Annotated in this window: 23 protein-coding genes; 9 read left to right on the top strand and 14 right to left on the bottom strand. The window is 66.0% G+C overall.

Going from position 1 to position 25,148, the window contains the following annotated elements; genetic code table 11:
* Positions 1-42 precede the first annotated feature (42 nt).
* Both AC07U0_RS02595 and AC07U0_RS02590 read left to right on the top strand, forming a co-directional pair.
* Positions 43-2,445, top strand: coding sequence for a TonB-dependent receptor (locus tag AC07U0_RS02595; RefSeq protein WP_494718465.1), 2,403 nt, complete (start codon positions 43-45; stop codon positions 2,443-2,445).
* Positions 2,446-2,568: 123 nt separating this feature from the next.
* Positions 2,569-3,441 carry a hypothetical protein gene (locus tag AC07U0_RS02590; protein ID WP_494718464.1) on the top strand — a complete coding sequence of 291 codons (873 nt, stop codon included), beginning with the start codon at positions 2,569-2,571 and terminating at the stop codon, positions 3,439-3,441.
* Between the two features lie 18 nt (positions 3,442-3,459).
* Here AC07U0_RS02590 and AC07U0_RS02585 read toward each other — a convergent pair whose 3' ends face one another.
* The 5 genes from AC07U0_RS02585 to AC07U0_RS02565 all read right to left on the bottom strand — a co-directional run bounded on the left by AC07U0_RS02585 (position 3,460) and on the right by AC07U0_RS02565 (position 7,105).
* Positions 3,460-4,200 (bottom strand): porin family protein, encoded by a 741-nt coding sequence (locus AC07U0_RS02585; protein ID WP_494718463.1) that lies wholly within the window; start codon positions 4,198-4,200, stop codon positions 3,460-3,462.
* Between the two features lie 109 nt (positions 4,201-4,309).
* Positions 4,310-5,116 carry a hypothetical protein gene (locus AC07U0_RS02580; protein ID WP_494718462.1) on the bottom strand — a complete coding sequence of 269 codons (807 nt, stop codon included), beginning with the start codon at positions 5,114-5,116 and terminating at the stop codon, positions 4,310-4,312.
* An 11-nt stretch (positions 5,117-5,127) separates the two neighbouring features.
* Entirely contained in the window at positions 5,128-5,661 is a 534-nt protein-coding gene (locus AC07U0_RS02575) for a hypothetical protein (RefSeq protein WP_494718461.1), read from the bottom strand.
* Positions 5,658-6,491 (bottom strand): DUF2092 domain-containing protein, encoded by an 834-nt coding sequence (locus tag AC07U0_RS02570; RefSeq protein ID WP_494718460.1) that lies wholly within the window; start codon positions 6,489-6,491, stop codon positions 5,658-5,660. The genes AC07U0_RS02575 and AC07U0_RS02570 overlap by 4 nt, the downstream gene beginning before the upstream one ends.
* 11 nt (positions 6,492-6,502) lie before the next feature.
* Complete coding sequence (locus AC07U0_RS02565) at positions 6,503-7,105, bottom strand: DUF4136 domain-containing protein (RefSeq protein WP_494718459.1); 603 nt, start codon at positions 7,103-7,105, stop codon at positions 6,503-6,505.
* A 217-nt stretch (positions 7,106-7,322) separates the two neighbouring features.
* Here AC07U0_RS02565 and AC07U0_RS02560 point away from each other — a divergent pair, with 217 nt between their 5' ends.
* Positions 7,323-8,537 (top strand): BamA/TamA family outer membrane protein, encoded by a 1,215-nt coding sequence (locus AC07U0_RS02560; RefSeq protein ID WP_494718458.1) that lies wholly within the window; start codon positions 7,323-7,325, stop codon positions 8,535-8,537.
* Positions 8,538-8,541: 4 nt separating this feature from the next.
* Here AC07U0_RS02560 and AC07U0_RS02555 read toward each other — a convergent pair whose 3' ends face one another.
* The 3 genes from AC07U0_RS02555 to AC07U0_RS02545 all read right to left on the bottom strand — a co-directional run bounded on the left by AC07U0_RS02555 (position 8,542) and on the right by AC07U0_RS02545 (position 12,288).
* A complete protein-coding gene (locus tag AC07U0_RS02555) occupies positions 8,542-9,504 on the bottom strand; it encodes an HAD family hydrolase (protein ID WP_494718457.1) in 963 nt (320 codons plus the stop codon).
* A gap of 169 nt (positions 9,505-9,673) precedes the next feature.
* Positions 9,674-11,212, bottom strand: coding sequence for an arylsulfatase (locus tag AC07U0_RS02550; protein ID WP_494718456.1), 1,539 nt, complete (start codon positions 11,210-11,212; stop codon positions 9,674-9,676).
* A 92-nt stretch (positions 11,213-11,304) separates the two neighbouring features.
* Complete coding sequence (locus tag AC07U0_RS02545) at positions 11,305-12,288, bottom strand: HAD family hydrolase (RefSeq protein WP_494718455.1); 984 nt, start codon at positions 12,286-12,288, stop codon at positions 11,305-11,307.
* Between the two features lie 135 nt (positions 12,289-12,423).
* Here AC07U0_RS02545 and AC07U0_RS02540 point away from each other — a divergent pair, with 135 nt between their 5' ends.
* Positions 12,424-13,449, top strand: a complete 1,026-nt coding sequence (locus AC07U0_RS02540) for a hypothetical protein (RefSeq protein WP_494718454.1) — start codon at positions 12,424-12,426, stop codon at positions 13,447-13,449.
* 14 nt (positions 13,450-13,463) lie between these two features.
* Complete coding sequence (locus AC07U0_RS02535; RefSeq protein ID WP_494718453.1) at positions 13,464-14,132, top strand: hypothetical protein; 669 nt, start codon at positions 13,464-13,466, stop codon at positions 14,130-14,132.
* Between the two features lie 166 nt (positions 14,133-14,298).
* Here the strand turns inward: AC07U0_RS02535 and AC07U0_RS02530 are convergent, their stop codons facing one another.
* The 4 genes from AC07U0_RS02530 to uvrB all read right to left on the bottom strand — a co-directional run bounded on the left by AC07U0_RS02530 (position 14,299) and on the right by uvrB (position 20,629).
* On the bottom strand, positions 14,299-14,688 hold the full coding sequence (locus AC07U0_RS02530) for a hypothetical protein (protein WP_494718452.1): 390 nt from the start codon (positions 14,686-14,688) through the stop codon (positions 14,299-14,301).
* Positions 14,689-15,222: 534 nt separating this feature from the next.
* Positions 15,223-16,044, bottom strand: coding sequence for a DNA adenine methylase (locus AC07U0_RS02525; protein ID WP_494718451.1), 822 nt, complete (start codon positions 16,042-16,044; stop codon positions 15,223-15,225).
* Entirely contained in the window at positions 16,044-18,329 is a 2,286-nt protein-coding gene (locus AC07U0_RS02520) for a DGQHR domain-containing protein (protein ID WP_494718450.1), read from the bottom strand. The genes AC07U0_RS02525 and AC07U0_RS02520 overlap by 1 nt, the downstream gene beginning before the upstream one ends.
* 80 nt (positions 18,330-18,409) lie before the next feature.
* Positions 18,410-20,629, bottom strand: a complete 2,220-nt coding sequence (gene uvrB / locus AC07U0_RS02515) for an excinuclease ABC subunit UvrB (RefSeq protein WP_494719177.1) — start codon at positions 20,627-20,629, stop codon at positions 18,410-18,412.
* Positions 20,630-20,928: 299 nt separating this feature from the next.
* Here uvrB and AC07U0_RS02510 point away from each other — a divergent pair, with 299 nt between their 5' ends.
* Entirely contained in the window at positions 20,929-21,678 is a 750-nt protein-coding gene (locus AC07U0_RS02510) for an extensin family protein (RefSeq protein ID WP_494718449.1), read from the top strand.
* Here the strand turns inward: AC07U0_RS02510 and AC07U0_RS02505 are convergent.
* A complete protein-coding gene (locus AC07U0_RS02505; protein ID WP_494718448.1) occupies positions 21,675-22,646 on the bottom strand; it encodes a hypothetical protein in 972 nt (323 codons plus the stop codon). The two genes, AC07U0_RS02510 and AC07U0_RS02505, sit on opposite strands and share 4 nt — an antisense overlap.
* A gap of 54 nt (positions 22,647-22,700) precedes the next feature.
* Here AC07U0_RS02505 and AC07U0_RS02500 point away from each other — a divergent pair, with 54 nt between their 5' ends.
* From AC07U0_RS02500 to AC07U0_RS02490, 3 genes are all read left to right on the top strand, one after another.
* On the top strand, positions 22,701-23,279 hold the full coding sequence (locus AC07U0_RS02500; protein WP_494718447.1) for a hypothetical protein: 579 nt from the start codon (positions 22,701-22,703) through the stop codon (positions 23,277-23,279).
* Positions 23,280-23,396: 117 nt separating this feature from the next.
* On the top strand, positions 23,397-24,185 hold the full coding sequence (locus AC07U0_RS02495; protein ID WP_494718446.1) for an isocitrate lyase/PEP mutase family protein: 789 nt from the start codon (positions 23,397-23,399) through the stop codon (positions 24,183-24,185).
* Entirely contained in the window at positions 24,185-24,715 is a 531-nt protein-coding gene (locus tag AC07U0_RS02490) for a methylated-DNA--[protein]-cysteine S-methyltransferase (RefSeq protein WP_494718445.1), read from the top strand. Before AC07U0_RS02495 ends, AC07U0_RS02490 begins: the two co-directional genes overlap by 1 nt.
* On the opposite strand, the gene AC07U0_RS02485 is transcribed toward AC07U0_RS02490, so the two are convergent.
* Positions 24,712-25,092, bottom strand: coding sequence for a winged helix-turn-helix transcriptional regulator (locus AC07U0_RS02485; RefSeq protein ID WP_494718444.1), 381 nt, complete (start codon positions 25,090-25,092; stop codon positions 24,712-24,714). The genes AC07U0_RS02490 and AC07U0_RS02485 overlap by 4 nt on opposite strands.
* Positions 25,093-25,148 lie beyond the last annotated feature (56 nt).

The raw sequence follows: 25,148 nt of genomic DNA, 5'->3' as shown, positions 1-25,148 counted from the left end.
CGTCCCCCGACGGTCCTTCCTTCCCCCAAAAAGAGTCCTTCAATGACCTCCGCCTCTCTCGCCCGTGCGAGCGTCCTCGCGCTCGCCATCTCCGGCGTGCTCGCCGCTCCGGCCTTCGCCCAGGATCCGTCGGACGACCAACAGAACACCCACATCACGATCAATTCGACGCAACGCCTTCCGGACGTCGTCGTCACCGCCGAGCGCCGCGAGGGCTCGATGCAGCGCACCCCTCTGTCGGTCTCGGTCGCGGCCCAGCCCCTGCTGGCGGGCGCGGGTGTCGTCGACATCAAGGACCTGGCCATCGTCACGCCCGGCCTGCTGGTCGCCTCGACCTCGAACCAGACCTACACCACCGCTCGCATCCGGGGCGTCGGCACTGTGGGCGATAATCCGGGGCTGGAAAGCTCGGTCGGGGTCGTGGTCGACGGCATCTTCCGCGCCCGCAACGGCGTAGCCTTGGGCGACCTCGGTGAGGTCGTGCGCACCGAGGTCCTGCGCGGCCCGCAATCGACCCTGTTCGGCCAGAACACCTCGGCTGGCGTCATCAATGTCGTCACCGCCGGCCCGAGCTTCGACTTCGGCGCCACAGGCGAGGTCACTGTCGGCGACCACGGAACGCGTGGCGGTTCGGTCTCCGTCACCGGCCCCCTGATCGAGGACAGACTGGCGGGCCGGCTCTACGCCTCGGTCCGCCGCCGTGACGGCCTCTATGACGTGCGCACCGGCAATGGTCCGCGTACGGAATCCGACGACCAGAATGAGGCCTATGAGACCGTGCGCGGCCAGCTGCTGTGGACGCCAACCGCGACGATCTCCAACCGCCTCAGCGCCGACTTCACCCATCGCGACGAGCGCTGCTGCATCGGCGTCCAGCAATCCACCGGCCCAACAGCGGGCATTCTCGCTCTGCTCAGCCCCGACGGCGGCGTCATGAATCCGGCCGACCCTTCGGCCCGCACCGGCTACGCCAACCGCGACACCAATACCCGGATCAAGGACGGCGGCGTCTCGCTGCATACGAAGATCGACACCAGGTTGGGCCTCGTCGAACTGACCACGGCCGGGCGTCAGTGGCGCGCCGTCCTCAGCCAGGACTGGGACTTCACCTCCGCCGACATCGCCTACCGTCCTGACGACGGCAGTTGGTCCAACCGTTTCCGCACCTTCAGCGAGGAGGCGCGGCTGACCGGATCGCGCGGCGCCTTCGACTATACCGGCGGCGTCTTCCTCCTGCGCGAGACCCTGCTGCGCAAGGACGCCTTCCTCTACGGCTCGGCCTATGAGGACTATCTCGGCCGTGTCCTGACCCGCTCGACCGCCAACCCCGTCGGGCTCGCCGGCTATGTCTCCACCCTGACCGGCCTGCCCGTGGGCGAGAGCTTCGTGGCGGGGCAGGGCGCGCTCGACACCTATGAGCAGACGGCGACGACCGCCGCCCTGTTCGGCCAGACGACCTGGCATGCGACCGACAAGCTCGGTCTGACTCTCGGCCTCCGCTACAGCCATATCGAGAAGGATCTCGACGCCCGCTATACGAACACTGACGGGGGCAAGGCCTGCGCCGCCGCCCTCGCGCGCGGGATCACGAACGCCACCCTCTGCCTGCCTTGGGCCAATCCCGCCTTCAACAATCTGAGCCGCTCGGAAGGCCTGACCGACGACGGCTGGTCGGGTCTGGCCCGCGTCGAATACCAGTTCACGCCCGCCGTCCTCGGCTATGTGTCGTACGGGCGCGGTCGCAAGAGCGCGGGCTACAACCTCGACCGCGCCCAGACCAACCTCGTCCCCGACGCCTCCACCGCCTTCGCGCCCGAGGTCGTCGATTCCGTCGAGGTCGGCGCCAAGGCCAACCTCCTGCAAGGCCGGCTGCTGATCTCCGGCGACGCCTTCCATCAGGCCTATACCGACTTCCAGCTCAACACCTTCCTCGGCACCACCTTCCTGGTGAAATCCATTCCCGAGGTGACCGCCAAGGGCGCCGAGCTGGAGGGGACCTGGCGTCCGTTCAGCGGTCTCAGCCTGCAGGCGGGCGTCGTCTATGCCCAGACCGAATACGGCGACGCGCCGGTGTCCGGCCTGCCGCTGCTGGCCGGTTCGCGCCTGTCCTTCGCACCCCTGTGGTCGGGCAATCTCGCGGGGACTTGGCGTCGCGACATCGGCAATGGCTTCGCGGTCCGCGCCGCCCTCGCCGCCAAATACTCCTCGGCCTACAACACCGGCTCGGACCTCGCGCCCGAGAAGGTGCAAGGCGCCTTCTGGCTGGCCAACGGCTCGGTCGGTCTGGACTCGGACAATGGCTGGTCGGTCGAGCTCTGGGGCCGTAACCTGTTTGACGAGCAGTACAATCAGGTGGCCTTCGGCGCCCCCTTCCAGACCGGCACCATCGGCGCCTTCCTCGGCGCCCCGCGCATGGTCGGCGTGACCCTACGGGTCACCCGCTGAACCTGAGGCCGGAAGCCCGCCGCACGCGGGTCTCCGGCGCGGCCGTCAGGGTTCGTGCTGATTTCCGGGACAGGGTCGGGCGGGGAGACTTCGGGTCTCTGTCACGATCCCGAAGGCGCGATCATGGAAGTCCTCAAGTCGATATTGCCGCTTCTCATCACCGGCAGCATGGCCGCTCTGGTGGTGACCGTCGGGTTGAAGTCCGGCCCCGGCGATCTTCTCTACGTCCTGCGCCGGCCGGCCCTGTTCGGACGGGCGATGCTCGCCGTCGTCGTGATCCCGGTCGTCGTGGCGGCTCTCGCGATCTGGCTGCTTCCGCTCGATCCGGCGGTGAAGGCGGGCATCATGCTGATGGCCGTCTCCCCCGTACCTCCCCTGGTGCCCGGGCAGGAGCTGGGGGTGAAGGGCCGCAAGGAGTATGCCTACGGTGTCTATATCGCCATGGCCCTGCTCAGCGTGGTGTCGGTGCCGGTGGCCTTCGACATCGCCGCGCGCCTGTTTGGTCGAGACGACACCGTGACGGTGGCCAGGATGGTGGTGACCCTGCTGACAGGCGTCCTCATCCCGCTGGCGTTGGGCCTATTGGTCCGGCTTGTCGCCCCGGGCTTCGCGGCGAAGGCGGCGCCCTGGGTTTACAAGCTCAGCCTGCTGCTGGTGGTGCTCGCCTTCCTGCCGATTCTGGTGCGGATCTGGCCCCTGATCCAGGCGCTGATCGGCAACGGCACCCTCCTGGCCATGATCGCGGTCGTGGCGATGTGTCTGCTCGGCGGCCACCTGCTCGGCGGTCCCGACCGCATCGACCGCGCCACCCTGGCCATCGCCAGTTCGGTTCGCCATCCCGGCATCGCCGTCGCCCTGGCCGGCGCCAATTTCGTCGACAAGCACGTCGTCGCCGCCGTCCTGCTCTTCATGCTGATCGGCCTGATTGTCGGCACACCCTACAAGATGTGGATCAAGCGCACGACGCGGGAAACCCCGGCTCCGGCGACCGCCTGACGGTCGCCGGTCTGCGTGTCAGAAGGTGATCTGCGTCCCGATCAGCGGGCCGTACTGCGCGACGTCGAACACGAAGCCGTCGTGGTCGTAGTCGATCGCGTAGTAGCGATAGCCGGCCGTCAGGGCGATGCGATCGTTGAAGCGGTAGTTGACCGCCGCCATCGCCTGCCAGGTCAGGTCCGAGGACACGCCGAAGCCGCCCACGTCGCCATAGCCGATCAGCGACCAGCGCGGGCTCAGCCACACCACGCCCCGGCCGCCGATGACCGGATCGACCCAGGTCTCGGTGTCATTGGCCTTCACCGAACTGCCGTCCGGCCGCATCAGGCGGATGTCGTTGTCGGCCCAGTTGATCCGCGCCCCACCCAGCACGTCGAAGGTCGCGCTGTCTCCGTCCAGAACGCGATACGACACCGCCAGGGTGCTCATCAGCGACTTGGAGTCCACGCCCGCGGAATCGAAGCCCGAGGTCGGGACCTTCAGGTCGGCGCTCTGGCCCGTGTCGACGTAGCTGATGTCGCCGACGAACGCCCATTGCCCGCTGCGGATCTCGAACGAGGACGCCAGACCCAGCTGCAGCTCGTCGACGATGTCGCCGAAATCGGCCTCGGTATGGACCGTCGGCAGACCCGGCACCGGGGCGATGTCGCCCTTCATCCCGGCGGCCCAGAAATAGGGGGTCACGGTCACCTGGGCGGCGGCCGGAGAGGCGGCGGCAACAAGCAGGACGGCGCAGGCGGCGGGGAGGAGCGGCTTCATTTTCGTGGCCTTTTCGAAGCGAATGAGAGACCGGACCACTATTCCCAACCTGCCTGATACGGCCCATCGGGCGAAACCCGAACGCCCCTGAGGTCGTCGGGCAGGGGCGCTATTCGGGGAACAGGAAGGTCGCGACGGCGCGCAGGCCCCAGTCCGGCGCATTGGTCCCATTGACCAGATAGATCTTGGCCCCGATGCCCAGCGACACCCTCTGCTCGCCGAACTTGTACAGGTGCGACACCGACAGATTGGCCGGCACGCTCCAGGTCTCGTGGGTCCAGTCGTAGGAGGCTTCGAGGTTGGCGCCCCAGGTCGTCGCGTCGTGGGTGGTGTAGCTGTAGAAGGGCTGCAGGAAGGTCTGGCTGACGTCGTCGCGCGCCTTGGATCCCGCATAGGACCAGATGTGGTTGGCCAGCAGGCCCCAGGTCGACTGACCCTGCTGCTTCAGGACCAGCCCGGTCGGTCCGGCGCCCCATTTGTTCGTGCCCAGCTCGTCCGTGCCCACGGGCCACAGGAAGACCGGCCCCACCGCCCAGGTCAGGCCGTCCTTCGACTGGGGCGAGAAGAAGAAGCTCTGGGTAATGTCGGACAGGCCGTAGGCGTCCTCGACGCCCGGCGCCGGACTGGCCTGATAGACCAGCGGCACGATGGTCCGCACGATCAGGTTCCAGTCGTCGTTCAGCTTGAACGGCACGACCGGCTGAATGTTCAGCGTCTGCCGCGCCCCGTCGTCGGGGCCGAAGCAGCAGTCGTAATTATACTGGAACGGCACGCTGATCATGCTGGCCACGGGATTGGACAGCTTCTTGGCCAGCTCCTGGGCGTCGTCCTGGGCGCCGTCCTGGGCGAAGACCAGGCCCGGCGCCGCCCAGGCGGCCACGATCGCGGCCGCCTGGATGAGATTTCCCCGCGTCATCCGCCCGCCTCTCAGGGCCGGTCGACGACGACGTAGGTGATCGTGTCGCCCTGATACTGCGGGGCGTAATAGACCCCTCCGCAATAGTAGTAGCTCCCCGCATAGGGCGAGCAGGACGGCGGCAGGGAATAGACCATCGAGCCGATCACCGCCGAGGTCACCGCCGCCGCCGTGCCGATCGCCACCCCGGTCGCGATCGGGTGGTAGTGGTCGTCCCAGTCGTAGCCGTGGTCGTGGTGATCGTCGTTGACGTTGATGTTCACGTCGCCGGTGTTGATGCGGTTGTTGTTGCCGCGGTTGCCGCTGTTGTTGCCGCCGCGATTGATGGTGTTGTTGCCGCCGCGGTTTCCGGCATTGGTGTTGCGGTTGGGAGCGGGGCGCGCGCCGCCCCCGCCCGGAGCGCGAGCCGCGCCGGCATGGGCGCCGCCGCCGTGGCCGACGCTGGATCGTCCGGCCCCCCGCACCTGGGCGGCGGCCTCGAGCGCCGGGGCCGAGGCCAGAAGCGTGGCGGCGGCCGCCACCATGAGAGCGTGGGAACGGGTCATTGCGAACCTCCCTGATCGGCCATGCGGATGGGGGCGTCCGCGGCGGCCGGGGTAAAGGCGAAGGTGGAGGCGTCGAAGCGCGGGTTCAGGTTCCACGCCAGCTTCGCCGAGAACTCGGGCCGCGCCGGATCGGTGCGGTCGACGATGACGATCTTGAGCGGCAGGGGCTTGTCGCCCTGCTGGATCCAGACCTGCCACTCGATATCGGGCCCGGCGAAGGCGTACTGGTCGGTGGCGACGCCGTCGACGGTCACCGCGCCGATGTGCTGGGCGGTGGTGTATCCGGTCGGCAGATTGGCCGGGTCGCCCCAGTGGAAGATGTCCTCCAGCGGCAGGACGATGCCGTAGCGGTCCGCGGCGACGTCCAGCACTTCGGCGATGGTCGGCGGCGCCTCGACGCTGGCGTAGAAGCCGCGCGCCGGCGCATAGACGGTGAACCGCTTGCCGTCATAGATGAAGCGGCGGACCTTCTTGTCGGTCTTCGTCTCGATGACGAAGGCGTCCGGGCGGCGCACCTTGTAGGTGTTGGTCCCGTCCAGATCGATGCGGCGATCATCCTCCGTGACCAGATCGATGCTGCTCGTGGCCACAACCTCGAAGCTCTGCAGCGTGCCCAGATAGGCGCCCATACGGTGCAGGGCCTCGGTGGGTTCAGGCGCCGGATAGGGGGTTTCCTGGACGGCCGCGGCCGCCGCCGGTTCGGTCATCATGGCCACGACCGTGGCGGGCAGGACGGTCATGGCCGCCGCGATGACGAAGCCGGTCAGGGCGGGGGCGGCCCGGGCGGGCATCGAGACCGCCGTGCCCGGGGCGGAGGGGGATCTGCGCATCGTCATCGCCCCTACTGAGCCCCGCCGGGCAGGGTCTTGACCATGTCGGCGGCGACGGCGTTCAGGCTGGCCTGATCGGCGTCCGAGCTGTCGACGCGACGGTTCGAGGTCGCCCGCCAGGCCAGCTGGCCCGAGGCGCGATCGACCAGATCCACGATCATCGTCCCTTGTGTGTAGTTGATGGTTTCGACGTCCAGCATCGGGGCGCCGTAGAAGCCCCAGCCGCCGACACAGCCGCGGAAGCCGCAGGCCGCCATGGGCGGCGGGCCCATATTGTTCGAGGTGACGTCGGAGCGGGCTTCCAGACCGACGTAGTAGGACACCAGCAGGGTGGCCTGGCTGGGCGAGCTGACGCGCCGATAGCCCTTGGCGGCCAGGGCGCTGTCGACGGCCGACTGGATGCGCTGGTTGATGATGTCGTTGGCCACGCGCGGATCGGCCGACCGCTGGGTCGCGCTGGTCACCGGCGCCCAGGCATAGGTGGAGCCGGGCACGACCGAGGTGCTGCTGGACTGGAGCACATCGACCTTGCCGGCGGGGGTCTCGCAGCCCGCGAGGGCGAGGACGGAAAGGGCGACGGCGGCGGCGGCCGTACGGGTAAGGAAGACGGACATGGGACGATCCCTTCGAGGCTGAATGCCGGTGAGAGTTTTCGGTCCGCCGGGGTCACGGGGTAATCGGGTAAAAACCTGAGGGGGCCGCCAACTCCCCCCGAAGCCCGGTCGGGCCGACGGGCGCGGGGGCGGGGTCCCGGCCGCCCGCCTCGGGTCTAGGCCCGATAGGTTTTTCCCCCGACAGACCCGATACCGGAGCCGCAAGGAGGCGCCTCCCATGCCGTTCGACCGCTCCCGATCCCCGCTCGCTCCCTTCAATGCCGGGTCGTCTTCCCGTCGCCGGCTGACCGGTCCGGCCCTCGGCGTCTGCCTGGCCGGAGCCGCCGGATCGGCATGGGCGCAAGTCACTCCGCCGTCGGTGCCGCCGCCTTCCTCATCGTCCACATCGCCAGATGTCCCGGCCGATCCGTCCACGGACATCGCAACGAAGAAGCCCCACGACTTCAGCTTCGTCGCCCTGCCGATTCCGGTGTCCAACCCCACCATCGGCAGCGGTTTCGCGGTGGGAGCGGGCGCTCTCTACAAGGCCGGCGGCTCGGACAAGCCCTGGGTCACGGGCCTCGCCTTCCTCTACACCAACACCGAAAGCTGGGGCCTGGCCCTGGTGCAGAAGGCCTATATCGCCGACGACCGGTTCCGCGTTGTCGGCGCGGCCGGCGGCGGTGAATTCCACATCGACTACTATGGCATCGGCGCCAATGCGGGGGACCGCAACATCTCGGTGCCGATCACCCAGGACGCCGTCTTCGTCGGTGTTCAGGGCCTGATGCGGGTGGCGCCGCATTTCTACGCCGGGTTCCAGTATCGCTACCTCGACATGTCGACGAGCCTGCACATCGACCCGCCGCCCTTCCCGGACCTCGATATTCCGCCTGCGGAAAGGGAGTCCGTCTCCTCGGCCCTGGGCCTGTCGGCCGAATACGACACGCGCGACAGCGAGTACCAGACCTCGCGCGGTATCTACGCCACCGGCGTCTGGCTGGTCTCCGACACGGCGATCGGCAGCGACCGCGATTACAGCCGGGGCGAAGCGCGCATCAACGGCTATCACCGGCTGGACCCGAAATCCGTCCTCGCCTGGCGCGGCTCGGTCTGTGTCGCGGGCGACGACGCCCCCTTCTACGACATCTGCAACTACGGCAGTCAGAACGACCTCAGAGGCTATGCCTCGGGACAGTATCGCGACCGGGCCATGGTCGCGGTCCAGGCCGAATACCGACGCCACCTGTTCGGCCGCTTCGGCGCCGTGGTCTTCGCCGGGGTCGGCGGGGTGGGGCCCAATCTCGGCTCGGTCACCGACGCCTTCCTGCCCGCCGGCGGCATCGGTCTGCGGTTCGAGGCCTCGCGGAAATACGGCGTCAACGTCGGGGTCGACTATGCGGTCGGCAAGGATTCCGACGCCTTCTACTTCCGAATCGGCGAGGCCTTCTGAGGCGCTATAGGCCCCGGCGACGGATGCGTTTCGGCGGCGCGACCGCGTCACTCATCGCCGGAAACACCGTCGCCCAGTCGCGGCTCATACTGACCCGTTTCAGCCCGTAGAATTCGGCCCGGTCCAGCGCCTCGGCCAGGGGGCTCAGGACGAAGTCGCGGTCATAGGCGACCTCCCGGTCCGCATCGTCGTGATGCAGCAGCAGCGCCAGCCGCTTGCCCGGTCCGGACAGGGTATAGCGCATCATCGACAGGTCGCCGTCCGAGTTGCCGAACGCCAGGATCGGCCGCCGTCCGATGTGCAGGCCGATATTCTCGGTCTTCGCCTCGCGGTCGTCGAAGCTTTCCAGATGGGGCAGTTTGAACAGATCGAGATGCCCGTTGGTGTCCTGCACCTGGGTGCGGACCGTGCTGCCGATCACCCGCTCCGGCGGCACCCCGTAGCGGCTTTCGGCGAAGGCGCGGATGAAGTCGGACCCGCCGCCCGAGACGATCCAGATCTGGAATTCGTGGTCGCGCAGATAGTCCAGCAGTTCGAGCTGTGGCTGGAAGACCAGATCCGTATAGAGGCGGTCGAACCGGGGATGCGGCGTCTCGGTCAGCCAGTCCTTCGCCGAGCGCATGAAGTTGTCGACCGTCATCCCCGCGTGGACGGCGAAGGCGACCTCGAACACGCCGCGCTTGCCCAGAGCCTTGAGCGCCGCCAGGTCGTGGTCGAGGAAGGCCTTGTAGGGCGCCCGGTCCGCCAGTCCGGGATTGGTCCGCACCAGATGCTTCAGCCGGGCCTGGGCGAAGGCGACCTGGGGCTGGACCGGCTGTTCGCACCACAGGGTGCCATCGTTGTCGAACACGGCGATCCGCTCGGCGACCGGGACGAAGTGGTTTCCCCGGGTCGTCACGGCCGCGACGAAATCGACGATGGCCTTGCGGATGGAGCCGGTGCGCCAGGAGGGCAGGGGGTCGGTCATCGGGAGCGTCGCCGTTTCCGTGGAGAGAGGCGTCAGACAGACACGAGGACCAAGGGCGCGGAATCGGGTGAAACCCCGCCCCACGGCTCAGGTTGGTCTGTGGCCTGCGTCGACGAAAAAGGCCGGCGGTCGCCCGCCGGCCTTTCCGTTTCCTGATCGGCAGGGCGCCTCAGCCGCCGCCCTGGGCCTCCGCCATCTTCGCCACCGCATCGTCGATGGTGAAGGTGTTGGGCTTCTGAACCGGCGGGAAGTCCTTGAAGGTGGCCGCGAACTGATCGGCGAGACCCCAGGCGCCGTACAGGATGTAGGCGTGGTAGATGAACCACTCGTAGTAGCTGTTCGAGGTGACGTCCGCGTACTCGTACGGATCGGTCCTCAGGTTGAACAGCTTGGGCAGGCGCAGGGGAATAAAGGGTTCGGCCCACAGGCCCATCGTCCCCTTCAGCCGCTGCTCCATGAAAACGACCTTCCAGTTGTCGTAGCGGACGCCCAGGATGTCGCCGTCGTCCGAGATATAGACGAACAGCTGACGCGGGCTCTTCTCGACCTCGCCGGTCAGGTAGGGCAGCAGGTTGAACCCGTCGATGTGGTTCTTGTACTGCCGCCCGGCGGCGGTGACGCCCTTCTTGACCTTCTCGACGATGTCCGGCTCACCCGCCGCCGCCAGGAAGGTCGGCAGCCAGTCGTGGTGCTGGATGATCTCGTTGGAGACGCTGCCGGCCTTGATCTTGTTCGGCCAGCGGATCAGTTCGGGAATGCGGAAGGCGCCTTCCCAGTTGGTGTTCTTCTCGCTGCGGAACGGGGTCGTGCCCGCATCCGGCCAGCTGTTGCGGTGCGGCCCGTTGTCGGTCGAATAGACGACGATGGTGTCCTCGGCCAGGCCCAGCTCATCGAGCAGGTCCAGCATCTGGCCGACGTTCTTGTCATGGTCGATCATGGTGTCGTGGTAAGGCGACTGCCACCGCCCGGCCTGACCCAGGCTCTCCTTCTTCGTGTGCGTGAACATGTGCATGTGGGTGGTGTTCAGCCAGACGAAGAAGGGCTTGTCGTCGCCGTCCGCCCGCTTGATGAAGTCGGTGGCCTTCTCGACGAACTCGTCGTCGCAGGTCTCCATGCGCTCGATGGTCAGCGGTCCGGTCTCCTCGATCTTCTGCTTGCCGACCTTGCCCCAGCGCTCGTGGGTGGTGTCGTCGTCGACGTCGGTCGCCCAGCTGTGGACCACGCCCCGCGGCCCGTTCTTCTTCTTGAAGTTCGGGAAGTCCTTTTCGGGGTAATAGTCATACATTTCAGGCTCTTCCTCGGCATTCAGGTGGTACAGATTGCCGAAGAACTCATCGAAGCCGTGATTGGTGGGCAGCATGTGGTTCAGGTCGCCGAGATGGTTCTTGCCGAACTGACCGGTGGCGTAGCCCTGCTCCTTCAGCAGGGCGGCGATGGTCACCAGCTTGTCGTTCATGCCCACGGGCGCGGCCGGGGCGCCGACCTTGGACAGGCCGGTCCGCAGCACGCTCTGGCCGGTGATGAAGCTGGACCGGCCGGCGGTGCAGGACTGCTCGCCATAGCTGTCTGTGAACAGCATCCCCTCATTGGCGATGCGGTCGATATTGGGCGTCTGATAGCCCATCAGCCCCTTGGTGTAGCAACTCAGATTGCTGATCCCGATGTCGTCGCCCCAGATGACGAGGATGTTCGGTTTTCCGTTCGGCATGGCGGTTCTCCAGAGGAAGGGTGCCGCAGGGGTAGCGCCGGGCCCCCATGGCCGGGATCGGGTGAATCCCTCTGGCGAGGCGGCTGGATTCCTCAGCGGGCCTCGTAGGGGAAGACGACGCGCCAGTCGTTGCGGATGCTGACCACGGTCCATCCCGCGGGCCCTGCGGCGTCCAGCGCCTTGTCCAGCCTGCCGATCGCGCTCTGGCGGTCATAGGCGTATTCGCGCGCCGCATCGTCATGGCGGACCAGCAGGCCGAACCGCGTCCCGGTCGCGCCGGTCGCGTACTGCAGCATCTGCAGATCGCCGTCCGAATTGCCCGCCGCGAAGATGGGCCGGATGCCGATCTGCAGGGCCAGGTTGCGGACCTTGTCCGGCCCGTCGTCGGGCAGGGACCTGTCCGTCCGCGTCAGGACCCAGCCGCCGTCCGCCTCGACCATGTCGAGGGCGTTGCCGGAGCCGATCACCTGCCAGGGCGCTACCCCGTAGGTCTCGCGCGCGAAGGTCCGCATGAAGTCGCGATCGCCGCCCGAGACGATGAAGACCTGAAACCCGCCGGCCCTCAGATAATCCATCAGCTCCAGCATCGGCTGGTAGACACTGTCCGGGTACGGACGGCCCGACTGCGGATGCCGCGCCGTGGTCAGCCATTCCGTCGCTGCGGCCGAAAAGGCGTCGACCGTCAGGCCGCTGTGGGTCGCCGCGACCAGTTCCAGCAGCTCGCTCTGGGTCAGGGCCGCGATCCGCGCCCGGTCGCCGCTCAGCACCGCCTGGAAGGCCGGCCGCGCCGCCAGCGCCGGGTCCGCCTTCGCCAGCGCCGCGGCCCGCGCCAGCGAGAAGGCCACCTCCGTATAGACCGGCTGCTCGGTCCACAGGGTGCCGTCGTTGTCGAACACCGCCACCCGCTCGCCCTCGGGCACGAAGGCCGGGCCCGGCGAGGTCACGGCCTCCACGAAGGCCACGATCGCGCTCTTCGCCGCCCCCGCGTTCCACGACGGCAGCGCCGCCCGGGCCGGGCTCGTCAGCGCCAGCGCGACCAGCATCACCAGCGGGGCCAGCAGACGTCTCACAGACATGGCGATCTCCTTCCCCGCCAGCATCCCCGCGCGCGACCCCGCCGTCTGTCCGGCCAAACCCCATCCTCTCCCCGAGCCACCCCCTCAGGTCCTCGCCCGATGGCGCCGCCGGGGAGAACCGCCTCTTCTGCCCCCATGCCCAGCCGTCTGATCTCCCTGACAGGCGCCGTCGTCCTCGCCCTCACGAGCGGGGGCTGTATCGGGCTGGGCGGGCAGAGGATCGGCATCGACCGCGCCGACTACACCGTCCGGCTGCGTGACAGCGAGAAGGCCGAACTCCTGTCCAACATCGTCGCCCTGCGCTTCGGCGACGCCCCCAGCTTCCTCAGCGTCGCCTCCGTCATCAGCCAGTACACGCGCGAGACCTCGGGCCGCCTGCACCTCGAAATCTCCGCCCCCGGCGACGACAGCCCCGGCAATACCGACGGCTCCATCCTGTTTCGCGAGACCCCCACGGTCACCTACACCCCCATGTCCGGCGAGCGGTTCGCGCGCAGCCTGCTGTCGCCCATCCCGCCCGCCTCCCTGCTGGGGATGATCGAGGCGGGCTGGGCGGCGGACGACCTGTTCCACATCGCCGTCCGCTCGATCAACGGCGTGCGCGCCGGCGCCCGCGCGCCCCTGTTCGCCACCCCGGGCGACCCGGACTTCCCCGTCGTCGTGGCCTGTATGCGCCGGCTCCAGGCCTCGGGCGCCCTCAGCATCCGGCTCAAACAGGAGGACGGCGTCTGGGCCTCCGTCGCCCGCCTGTCCGCCACCCTGACCGACCAGGACCGCGCCGATCTGGAGACCCTCAGCGCCCTGCTCGGCCTCCGCCCCGAGGGCCGCGACATGCGCGTCGTCTTCGCCGTCGAGCCGGTCCAGAAGGACGAGCTGGCCGTCACCACCCGCTCCATGCTGGAGGTGCTGCAGGAGATGGGCCAGGGCGTCGACCTGACCGGAACCGACGTCTTCGATCCGCACGATCTGATCCGCGTCCATAGCGGTCCCAAGGCGCCCGACCACGTCCATGTCGCGGTCCAGCAGCGCGGCCGCTGGTTCTGGATCGAACAGGACGACACCGCCTCGATCCGCGCCTTCCTGCTGGCCCAGATCCTGATGTCCCTCAATGACGACACCGGCGCCGCCCGCTCGCCCCTCGTCACCATCCCCGCGGGTTGAGCCCGGAGAGCAAAATGGCCACCGCCGCTGCCGCCCCCAAGCCACAGACCCTCTGGTCCCGCCTCGTCCACTGGGTCGGCTCCCATGCCGACATCGCCAGCGCCGTCACCCTGTCCATCGCCGGGCTGCTGACCTCCTGGTCCGGCTATCAGGCGGCCCTGTGGGACGGGGACCAGGCGGCGTCCTACAGCCAGGCCGGCGCCCTCAGAACCGAGGCCTCGCGCCGCCAGATCCAGGCCGGCCAGCTCGAGGCCGCCGACGTCCTGATGTTCACCCAGTGGCTCGACGCCGAGGCGCGGGGCGACGCCCGTCTGGCCGGTTTCTACGAACAGAGGTTCCGCCCCGAATACCGCATCGCCCACGCCGCCTGGCGCGACCGCCAGCCCCTGACCAATCCGGCTGCCCCCGCCACACCCTTCGTCATGCCCGAATACCGGCTCGCCGCCCGCGCCGAGGGGCTGGCCATGGAGCGCAAGGCCACCGCCACCTTCGACCACGGCCAGTATGCCAACAAGGTCAGCGACGCCTTCGTCCGCGCCACCGTCATCTTCGCCAGCGCCCTCTTCTTCGGCGGCATCGGCCAGGCCTTCCGCCGCCCCGCCCTCCACCTCGCCATGCTGGCCATCTCGGTCCTCCAGTGCCTCTGGGGCGTCATCGCCATGGTCCAGCTGCCGGTGAACTGACCCCGCCACCCTCTCCCACGGGGAGAGGGCTTGAGGCTCGCAGAGCGCAGCGATGCGTCAGCCGAAAGGGTGAGGGGTAATGTCGCCAACCGGTGAGGGCATAACCCCTCACCCTCCCACGCGCTTCGCGCGCGGGCCCCTCCCTCTCCCTCTGGGAGAGGGGAAATCACGGCACCCCCACCGCCTCCCCCTCCGGCAACCCCATCTGCTCGCGCCACGCCTTCCGATGCAGCCGCAGCATCGCCTCATCCAGCGCCCACAGCGGCTTCAACCGGCCGTCCTCGTCCCAGAACTCGTCCGCCCACGGATGCTCCGCCGCCCGCGCCCGGTCCATCGCCGCCACCTCGGGCCCCAGATGGTCGGCGCGCCAGCGATAGAGGAAGGTCATGTGCCACATCGGCGCGCTCTCCATCGGCCCGCCGTCCATCATCCGGATCAGGTCCCGCGCCAGCTCCCGAGCGCCGTCCCGCTGGGCCAGAAACGCCTCCAGCTTCCGCTCGCCATACCTGTCCCAGCCCTCCGGCGGGATCGGCGACGGATCGCAATCCCCCCGCATCCCCGGCCCCCGCCGCCATCTGTCCCTGGCGCGCCGTCGCCACAGATTATCCAACCCGACGTCATACCGCTCGGCGACGGATGCCGCCGTCTCCCCCGCCTCCCACGCCCGCCGCACCTCCTCCCAGGTCTCCTCCGACCGTATCTTCGGCGCCGCCCACCGGCTCATGGCCGGGCCTCGGGGCAGAAGGGCAGGCGAGGGACGTCGAACAGGCCGCCCATGGCGATCCTCCATGCAGGGCTTTCCAGACCCCCATCCTGCCCCCGCTGGTGACTGTGCTGACCCGAACGCCTCGAGCGCCCGCATCGACGCGCCCCAAGCCGTTCAGATCCTTGAGGTTCGTCGCCCGGAACAGACATCGGGTGTGCCTATCCCTCCCCATCGCTCTCGCGATGGGGAGGGGGACCGCGAAGCGGTGGAGCGGCTCTTCACCTCCCCATTCGCGCAGGCGAATGGGGAGGACAGATTGCGCAGCGATCAGGAGGGGAGGCGCGGCACCTGAAGTGAGGAGCGATATCTCGTGATGCAGGGTGCCTAGTAATTTATCTTCACGGCAATTTCTGAAGTATTTGATCTGTAGTTAGATCCCCCACCTATCACGGAGTATCTTTTCAAGGTCACCGTTTCTCCAATATCATCATATAGCATCCGCACCGATTTATGATCGGCATTGCTTATAAGGATTTTTACGCCTCGATTCGATGCTCGCCTTATTGCTCGAGAAAGGCGCTCTTGGTCGTGCCAAGAGAATATATTCTCGTTGTATTTAACAAAGCCGTTGTTATTGTGTTTCACAGTGTAGGGTGGGTCGACAAATAGGAAATCATTCCTTTTTGCCCTATCAATTACAGGCTCAAAGTCAGAATTCAATATCTCGCAGCCGTCTAGAGCTTCTGCTATTGCTTCAAAATTATCCGATTTAAGTAGAATCTGATCCTTCGTGCCTTTTGGTACATTGAATTCTCCCTTTCTATTTACTCTGTATAGCCCGTTGTAGCAGGATCTATTAAGATATAAAAACCAAGCGGCAAGTCCTGTCGGGTCTTTTGGTCGATTTGATCGAGTTTCATAATAATATGGTTCAGAATGATTGGTAGCGTGTTTAGATAACTCCTCCTGAACTCCCATGACGTCAAACTGAATGGCGCGATATGTTCTTATAAGGTCTAGATTTAAATCTGAAAGAATCGCTCTTTCCGGTCTGATGCTGAAGAAAATAGCTCCACCTCCGAAGAAGGGCTCGACGTATGTGTCGAAATCTTTCGGTATGAGGTTCTTGTAATTTCGAGCAAGCCATCGCTTTCCGCCTGCCCATTTCAACGGAGGAGTCAGCTCCTCTAAAATCAACGCAGACATCAGGACGCCTGCTTTCGAAGATGGTCTTCAATCAACGACAGCAAATTCATGTCTGCGTCGGAATATGACCTATTGAAAGGGTGAGCATATATCTTGCGCACGTCGTTGAAATCATCGAACCATTTTATGTATTTGGTCAGGCCTTTCTGTTGGCCCGGAAGCGGTATATTCAGGACATCCTTGAAGTGGGGCCAATTTTCGTTGGTTTCGACGATTTTCTTAAGCTCAATTACGTCGAGATATGTCTCAAGAGGTGTGGTGCCGTCTGGATCCGTATCCGCCCGCTTGCTGTAGGCTTTGATTTTTATGTCTTTGTTTTTGATTCCCTTTTCAAAGAAGTCAGCGCCGTAGATCTCTCTTAGTCGCTGGATGACATACCGGTGAAGATTGTCGACGATCCATCGGACATACTGGTCTCCTTGATCGGTCCGTCCTTTCGATGAATTCAACCGAAATTCCTCAAGGCCATCCACGTTCAGTGAAGGGAGCTGTTCAGCGATTAGAGCTGCGGACTGCAAGAAGTAGCGTTTGGGGCCACCCGTACCGAAGGTAATTGGGAATCGCGCCTTGAACTCCTCATCAGAGGCCTGTTCACAGAAATCGATAAATGGTTTGGCCAGCATTATGGCTTGATCAGCCAGATCTCCTGGATCCACTTCTCGGACGTCAATTCGCTCGACGGTCTCGAGATGGCGAATGAGCTCAGACGATAGACGGATAAGGGCGGCAACTGCCACGTTATGGCAGAGGGGGACGGCGGAGCCAGCCCAACGGTCAGGGTTCACCCGGCGTATTGCCTCAAAGAAGTTGCTCAGAAAGCTCGTAATATTTGAGAGCGTTTCCTCGTGAGTACGTCCCGTGAGCGGGCCGTCCACAAGCCTTCCATCTCGTGCTGAAAGCCGCCCTATAAGCGCGCTTTGGAGGATTGCGGGCTTCAGCTGGGGTACCGTCAAGGGCTGCTGACGGCCGCGCATGCCAGGAAGAGCGATGCGATCTTCAAACGGCCCCAAAACTTCACCGCGAAGCATGTCGAGGGCGCGAACGGCGATCGCGCTAAGCGCTTCCCGGGGATCTTCGGATCCCCATTTGAGTTCACCATCTAACTCGTCGAGCAGTTTCTTTTGGACCTGCTTCTGTTCGCGATTGATCGTTGCGAATAGGTTGGCCTCTTCTTCTGCAGGAAGGCGCTCAAAGGCGACAACGGGAATCGCAGGAGCCCTATCGGGGTCGCCTACTATCGCGGCGCCGTAGATCCGATGTTGCCCGTCGATGATCCAGCAACTCTTATATGTGTCGGGCAAGTAGAGACGACCAAACTGGACGTCTCCGCCGGGGTCGCGCTCTCCGATGTCAAATCGAAGATTGTGGTGGAAATTCACCAGCACCGAGTTCGCAAAGTAGCCGCCAGCTTCAAGGAAACCGGCGATTTTCTTCAAGCGTCCAGGGTTTATCAGCCGCTGATAAGTTGGGGCTCCCGAGGGATCACGAAGATCTCGGTGGTTCACAAATGCCCGGCGAAGGAGGTCTTCTGCAGAAATGGTGAAGGAGTAGGCCGCACGGCCTCCTAAGCGAAAGCGAGACGCCATCACATAGGATTGAGATAAGGCGGGTATGGATTGGCCGCGCAGGAATTCGGCGTGAAACTGATATTTTGCGGCCTTGCCGAGAATTTTGGCTATCTCCATGAAGTATCGAAGCTCGTGTTCGCGAACTACATGAATTTGCCGATCTTTGGCGCGCGCTAGATCGTTCTCTTTCCATCGAATTCTTGCTGTCACCATCAGCCAGATGATCTTTGGCTTATATTCCGGTCCGCCGTGAGCGCGGATGGCGTTTGCTACCTGTTTCTTGATGGAGTCGAACTCGGAAAGCTCTGCTTGCAGGCTCCTAGATTTCATCGACTCGGCGGATTTGCATTCCGCCACGACCGCCGTTTCATCATCTAGCGCTAGCACGTCGATCTGCTTGGTGATCTTTTTGCCTTCCACATCGACCGTCACTTTAAAGTGGCGGCCTGTGTTCAGCTTTTCGTAGCCGAGCAGATATAGGAGGACCCAAAGTTGGTTTTCGAGCTGCTCGTCCAACCGCTTGGCTCTGCGAACTCGGACCCCGCGCTGCATGTCGCGGTCTTTTTCCCAACCCGCTTCAAGATGTTCGGCTAGCTCGCCTTGGCTGACCCGCTTGATCGAATACGGCTGGCGACGCTTTTTGTACTCGGCGATCCGAGCGGCGCGGGTCTCGGTCAGGCCCTCTGCTGGAATTGTAGCTACGTTGGCTTCTGGCAACTCGCCCCCCGGCTTATCTAGCTTATCTCGGAGGCAAGCTACTGAGAGTTGAGGGGTTTGCCTAGCGTCACCAGAGGTAGCTACCGCCCCTTCCTGAACGCCTCCGCCTTCTCCGCCGCGGCCTCCTGACGCCACTTCTTCGGGGCCGCGCGGTCCACCGCATCCCCCTCCGCCGTCATGACGTCGTTGGCGAACTCAAGGTCCAGAAGCTTGAGCTTCTTGATCTCGTCGCGCAGGCGGGCGGCTTCCTCGAACTCGAGGTTGGAGGCGGCGTCGCGCATCCTGCCTTCGAGGTCCTTGAGGGTGGCCTGGAAGTTGGAGCCGACGAAGGGTTTGGAGTCCTCGCGGACGCCGGCCGGGATCAGGACGCGGTCCTTCTCATAGGGGCTGTCGAGGATTTCCTTGATGTCGCGCTTGACGCTCTCGGGCGTGATGCCGTGTTCGAGGTTGTAGGCCTCCTGACGCTCGCGGCGCCGGTTCGTTTCGGCCATGGCGCGCTCCATCGAGCCGGTCATGCGGTCGGCGTAGAGGATGACGCGGCCGTCGACGTTGCGCGCGGCGCGGCCGATGGTCTGGATCAGGGAGGTCTCGGAGCGCAGGAAGCCCTCCTTGTCGGCGTCGAGGATGGCGACCAGGCCGCACTCGGGGATGTCGAGGCCCTCGCGCAGCAGGTTGATGCCGATCAGGACGTCGAAGGTCCCCAGACGCAGGTCGCGGATGATCTCGATGCGTTCGAGGGTGTCGACGTCGGAGTGCATGTAGCGGACGCGGACGCCCTGTTCGTGCATGTATTCGGTCAGGTCCTCGGCCATCTTCTTGGTCAGGACGGTGACGAGGGAGCGGTAGCCATTGCGGGCGACCTGTTTGACCTCGTCGATGACGTCGTCGACCTGGTTGCGGGTCTTGTCGCTGACGGGGCGGATCTCGACCGGGGGGTCGATCAGGCCGGTGGGGCGGATGACCTGTTCGACGAAGACGCCGCCCGATTGCTCCATCTCCCACGGGCCGGGGGTGGCCGAGACGTGGACCGTCTGGGGCCGCATCGCCTCCCATTCGTCGAATTTGAGCGGGCGGTTGTCGATGCAGGAGGGCAGGCGGAAGCCGTACTCCGCCAGGGTCGATTTGCGGCGGTAGTCGCCGCGGAACATGCCGTTGATCTGGCCGATGGTGACGTGGCTCTCGTCGACGAAGAGCAGGGCGTTGTCGGGGATGTATTCGAAGAAGGTCGGCGGGGGCTCGCCGGGCGCGCGGCCGGTCAGCCAGCGGGAATAGTTCTCGATGCCGGCGCAGGAGCCGGTGGCCTCCATCATCTCCAGATCGAAACGGGTGCGCTGTTCGAGGCGCTGGGCCTCCAGCAGCTTGCCGTTCTCGATCATCCAGTCGAGCGTCTCCTTGAGCTCGGCCTTGATGCCGGCGGCGGCCTGGTTGAGCGTCGGCCGGGGGGTGACGTAGTGGGAGGCGGCGTAGACGGTGATCTCCTTCAGATCGGCCGTCTTCTTGCCGGTGAGGGGATCGAACTCCTGGATGCTCTCGATCTCGTCCCCGAACAGGCTGATGCGCCAGGCGCGATCCTCCTGGTGGACCGGGAAGATCTCCACGACGTCGCCGCGCTTCCTGAACATCCCCCGCTCGAAATGGACGTCGTTGCGCTTGTACTGCAGCGCGATCAGGTCCGCCCGCAGCTTGCCCTCATCGATCTGATCCCCGACCTTCAGCGTGAAGGTCATGGCGGTATAGGTCTCGACCGACCCGATGCCGTAGATGCAGCTGACCGAGGCCACCACGATGACGTCGTCCCGCTCAAGGATCGACCGCGTCGCCGAGTGGCGCATCCGGTCGATCTGCTCGTTAATCGAGGAGTCCTTCTCGATGTAGGTGTCGGTGCGGGGGACGTAGGCCTCGGGCTGGTAGTAGTCGTAGTAGCTGACGAAATACTCGACGGCGTTGTCCGGGAAGAAGCTCTTGAACTCGGAATAGAGCTGGGCCGCCAAGGTCTTGTTGGGGGCGAGGATCAGGGCGGGGCGCTGGGTCTGTTCGATGACCTTGGCCATGGTGAAGGTCTTGCCGGAGCCGGTGACGCCGAGGAGGACCTGATCGCGGTCGCCCTCGCCGGCCTGGGCGACGAGTTCGGCGATGGCGGCGGGCTGGTCGCCTGCGGGGGTGTATTTGGTCTCGAGGCGGAACTTGCCGCCCTTCTTCTTGCCCTCGTGCGAGGGGCGGTGGGGGACCCAGTCGTCGGGCTTGCCGGGGGCTTCCTCGGGCGTCAGGCGCGGGCCGGAGACCGGGGCGAACATCGGCATCTTCGACATCGCCTTGGGCATCGCGCCGGCGTCGTCGCGGAGGAAGGCGGCGGGCGCTTCCTGCATGCCCGAGCCGGGGACGTGCACGGGCTTGGTGATCCGGGGCGCGGAGCCCTTGGGCGTCGAGGAACGGTTCATGAACGCAAGATAGGTCTCAAGGGCGGGGGACGCCAGTCAGAGCGCCCGGAACGGCGGAGGGTTGCTGACAGCAGGGTGGCAGCAAGTTTCCGCGTCGGCGACGCTTCGGGTGTGAGGTGTCCTGACCTACCTTGCCGCGGGGCGTCGCGTGGATGATTCGAATGCGGTCTGGAATACGAGGCAGGGCGGTGCTGGCGGCCTGGGTGCTGCTGTCCGGCTGCGGGCGGTTGATCCCCGACGCTCCGAAGCCCGCCCCATACTATCCTCCGAGCATGAGCCGGCCGGGGCAGACCTCCTACGCCAGCGCGACCGGGGTGATCGGCCAGCCGATCGATGGCGACACTTTCCGGCGGCTGCGCGGCGCGACGAGCTCGCTGGGCCAGTGCGTGGCCGAGCTGGATGCGGCTCGGGTGACCTTCTCACCGACGCCGGATCGGGTGAACTCCGAAACCTGCGGCCTGACCGACGCCGGGGTGCTGGGCCCGGACTTCGGGACGGTGGCCCGGTTGCAGCCCTCGGACGTGACCATGACTTGCGCGCTCGCGGCGGCGGTCAGCGTCTGGCGTCGGCAGTCGGTGGAGCCGGCGGCTCGCGAGCTGTTCGGCTCCGACGTGGTCCAGATCGATCATATGGGCGTCTACGCGTGCCGACCGGTCAACAGCCAGGCGGGCAACCGGCCGAGCGCCCACTCGCGAGCGGCGGCGCTGGACTTCGCCGGGGTGCGGCTAAGGGACGGGACACGGATCACCGTGACCAATGACTGGAACGATCCGGGGCCGAAGGGGCAGTTCCTGCACCGGATCCGCGACGACGCCTGCAAGGTGTTCGGGACCACGCTGAGCCCTGACTACAACGCCCTGCACCACGACCACCTCCACCTTGAGGCGGAGGCCAGTCGCTTCTGCCGTTAGCGGCGATTGGAGACCCGGGCGCGGGTTTCCAGATCGCTCAGGCGGCCGGTCAGGTAGTCGCGGTCGGCGGCAGAGGGCGGGGTGCGGCTGTAGGCCGCTTCAAGGCGCAGCAGGTCGCCGTATTCGACGCGGATGTCGGCGGCCTCGGTGCGGCTGATCGAACCGGAGCGCTCGCCGGCCGAGACGGCGGCGTCGATGTTGGCCAGGCGGGTGCGGTTGTCGAGGACCGGTTGATAGCCGCCGCCATTCGAGGGACCGTCGCCGATACGAGCGTCCAGCGCATCCAGACGCGCGTCGAGATCGGCTTGCTCGCGGGCGTCGATGCCGTTGCGGGCGTATGAGGCCTCGGTCTGGATCAGGGCCTGATAGTCGGTGCGCAGGCTGGTGGCCTGGGTGCGGGTGATGCGGCGCGCGGTGACGGCGGCGTTGATGCGGGCCTCGAAGTCGGCGCGGCCGTCGGCGACCGAGGTGTTCGAGCCATAGCCGCCGCCGCTGTTCGGATAGCCGTTTCCGGTGTTGTCGACGACGTTCAGCCTCTGGGTGAAGGACTGGTACTGGGCGTTCAGGTCGGCGCGTTCCTGGGTCGTGAAGCGGCCGTCGGCGCCGTAGCGGGCTTCCAGCTGAACCAGGGCGTTGTAGTCGGTGCGCAGGCGGTCAGCGCTGGAGCTGGACCGGGTTCCGGCGCGGACGTCAGCGGTCAGTTGGCTCTCGAACTGGGCGCGACCGGTCTCCAGCGGGCGGCGGTTGGCCAGCCACTGCGGGTCCAGATTGGAGTTGATGCCGAACAGGGCGCCGACGACGCTGCCGAGATTGGGCTGCTGGGTCTGGCTCTGGCTGTATGGCGTTGTTTGCCCGTAGGGCGTCTGGGCATGGGCGTTCGTCGTGATCGCCATAGCGGCCGCCGCGATCCCGATCAGGGCGGGCGCGATCAGGTCGCGCGAGGTGACGGTGGTCTTGATCGAACGCATGGCGATATCTCCGACTTGGGCCAGCCCCCCTGACCTTGAGCCGGAAGAACGGCGATGGGCCGGATCGGTTGCTTTCGTGGCGGTTCTTCAGTCATCTCCGCCTGCCGGACCCAGGGCGGAGCAACTGAAAGAGATGTCATGCGACGCGCGTTACCGGGGCTAATCGCTGTCTTCCTCGCCGGGTGCGCTGGCACGACGGATCGCACACCCGACGGCGATATCGAATTACCGCCGTCGCCGCTGGCGCTGAGCGTCTCGAGAGAGGTCGATCCCGAGGGACACCTCTATGCCCGGGTCCAGATCCGCAATGCCTCGGATCATCCGGTTTGCATCGCCACAGACGTTCTGAAGCGCGAAACCACATTCGCGATGCACATCGCCCTGCGCAGGCGGTCGCATGCGCCGATCGCCTTCCGCAGTCCTGGCTATGTCCCGCCGCCGTTGCCGGGGGTGTCTACGCTTGAGCCCGGCGCCGAGGTGAGCCGACGCTATCCGTTGTCAAACCGGTTTGCCCCGACAGAAGGCGCACTGATCGGCTATCGCGATCTGGAAATCCTTGCCCGTTTCTCCGCCGGGGGCTGCCCTGGCGTGTTTCAATACCCGATAGACTCGGGCTGGCGGCCGTTTGACTGACCGTTAGACCCGGCGTCTGCCATCCCAAACCTGTCAGCATCCCCCGTTCGCGTCCGAAAACCGCGAGACGCTTATCCGCTGCGGGCCTAGGTTCTTCCGCGAACACGGAGACCCGCCATGACCTCGTTCCGCGACCTGCACGCCTCGGGCCTGCTGATCCTGCCCAATGCCTGGGACGCCGCAAGTGCGGTGATCGCGCGCGAAGCTGGGGCCAAGGCGGTGGCGACGACCAGTGCGGGCATCGCCTGGGCTCTGGGCTGGCCGGACGGGGCGGAAGGCGAGCAGGCGCCGCCCGAGGGTGAACTGCTGGCGGCGCTGGCGCGGATCGTGCGCGTGGCGGGCGTGCCGGTCAGCGCCGACTGCGAGGCTGGCTTCTCCGACGATCCGGCCGAGGCCGCGGCCTTCATCCGTCGGGTGGTCGAGACGGGCGCCGTGGGCATCAATATCGAGGACGGCGCCGGGCCGGCGGAGGGGCTGGCGGACAAGATCGCGGCCATCCGCGCGGCGGTGGGGCCGGACCTGTTCATCAACGCCCGCTGCGACCTGTGGCTGAGAGGGATCGGGCTGATCGAAGGGCGGCTGGAAGAGGCGGCGCGACGCACGGCCCTGTATCGCGAAGCCGGGGCCGACGGACTGTTCATGCCGGGCGTGACGGACGAGACGACGATCCGCGCGCTGGTCGGGTTCGGCCTGCCGCTGAACCTGCTGGCGCGAGCGGTCCTGCCGGGGGCTGCGGCGCTGGAAGCCATGGGCGTGCGCAGGCTCAGCGCCGGGTCGAACATGGCGGCTGCCGCCTATGGGATCGCCGACCGGCTGACGCGGGCGTTCCTCGCGGACGGACTGTCGGGGCCGCAGGTCGAGGCGGCCATGGACTATGGGGCGCTGAACGCCCTGATGAGCCGCTGATGAGCCTGACCTTCTATCGCGCCGTGATCGACAGCCCGATCCAGCCGCTGGCCATCGCCTTCGATGAGGCAGGGGCGCTGAGGGCGCTGAGTTTCGACGGCAAGGGCGACAGTGTCAGGGCCACGATGGCGCGGGAGTATCCGGGCGCGACCCTGATCGAGGCGTCCGTTCCCGAGGCGATGGCCGAGGCCTTCGACGCCTATTTCGCCGGCGACCGGGCGGCGCTGGACCGGATCGCATGGTCGCTGGAGGGGGCGACCGGAGAGGGTGGCTTTCAGGCGCGGGTCTGGGTCGAGCTGACGAAAATCCCGCCGGGTCAGACCATCAGCTATGGCGAGATGGCGAAGCGCGCGGGCGGCTCAGGCCCTGAGGCCGCGCGGGCGGCCGGCGTGGCCCTGAACCGCAATCCGATCGCCCTGGTGCTGGCCTGCCACCGGGTGGTCGGCGCCGATGGGGCTATGACCGGCTTCGGCGGCGGGCTGGAGCGCAAGACCTGGCTGCTGCGCCACGAGGGCGCGCTTCTGCTCTAGGCGGCGTCGGCCTCCCCGGCCGCGCAATAGATTTCCGAGACCGGCATGCCGTGGTCGCGCTGATAGGCCATGCCCCATGCCCGCAGGGTCAGCAGGATCGGCTCCAGGCTGCGGCCATAGTCTGTCAGCTCATATTCGACGCGCGGCGGCACCTGCGGAAAGACGTGGCGGGCGACGAGGCCATCGGCCTCAAGTTCGCGCAGTTGAAGCGTCAGCATGCGTTGGGTTGCGTTGGGGATGCGCCGGGTCAGCTGCATGAAGCGCAGGCGCTTCTCCAGAAGGTGGAACAGGATCAAGGGCTTCCACACCCCGCCAATGACCGACAAGGTCACTTCGACAGCGCATCCGCTCTTCGCGTCCAGGCGTTTGGGTCGCATCTGTATACGTCCATCAATGATAGTACCGGTGATGATTGTGCCTTCTTGCGATCATC

Source organism: Brevundimonas sp. GW821-FHT02A10 (assembly GCF_059422025.1).
This window is presented reverse-complemented; position numbering and strand designations above follow the sequence as displayed.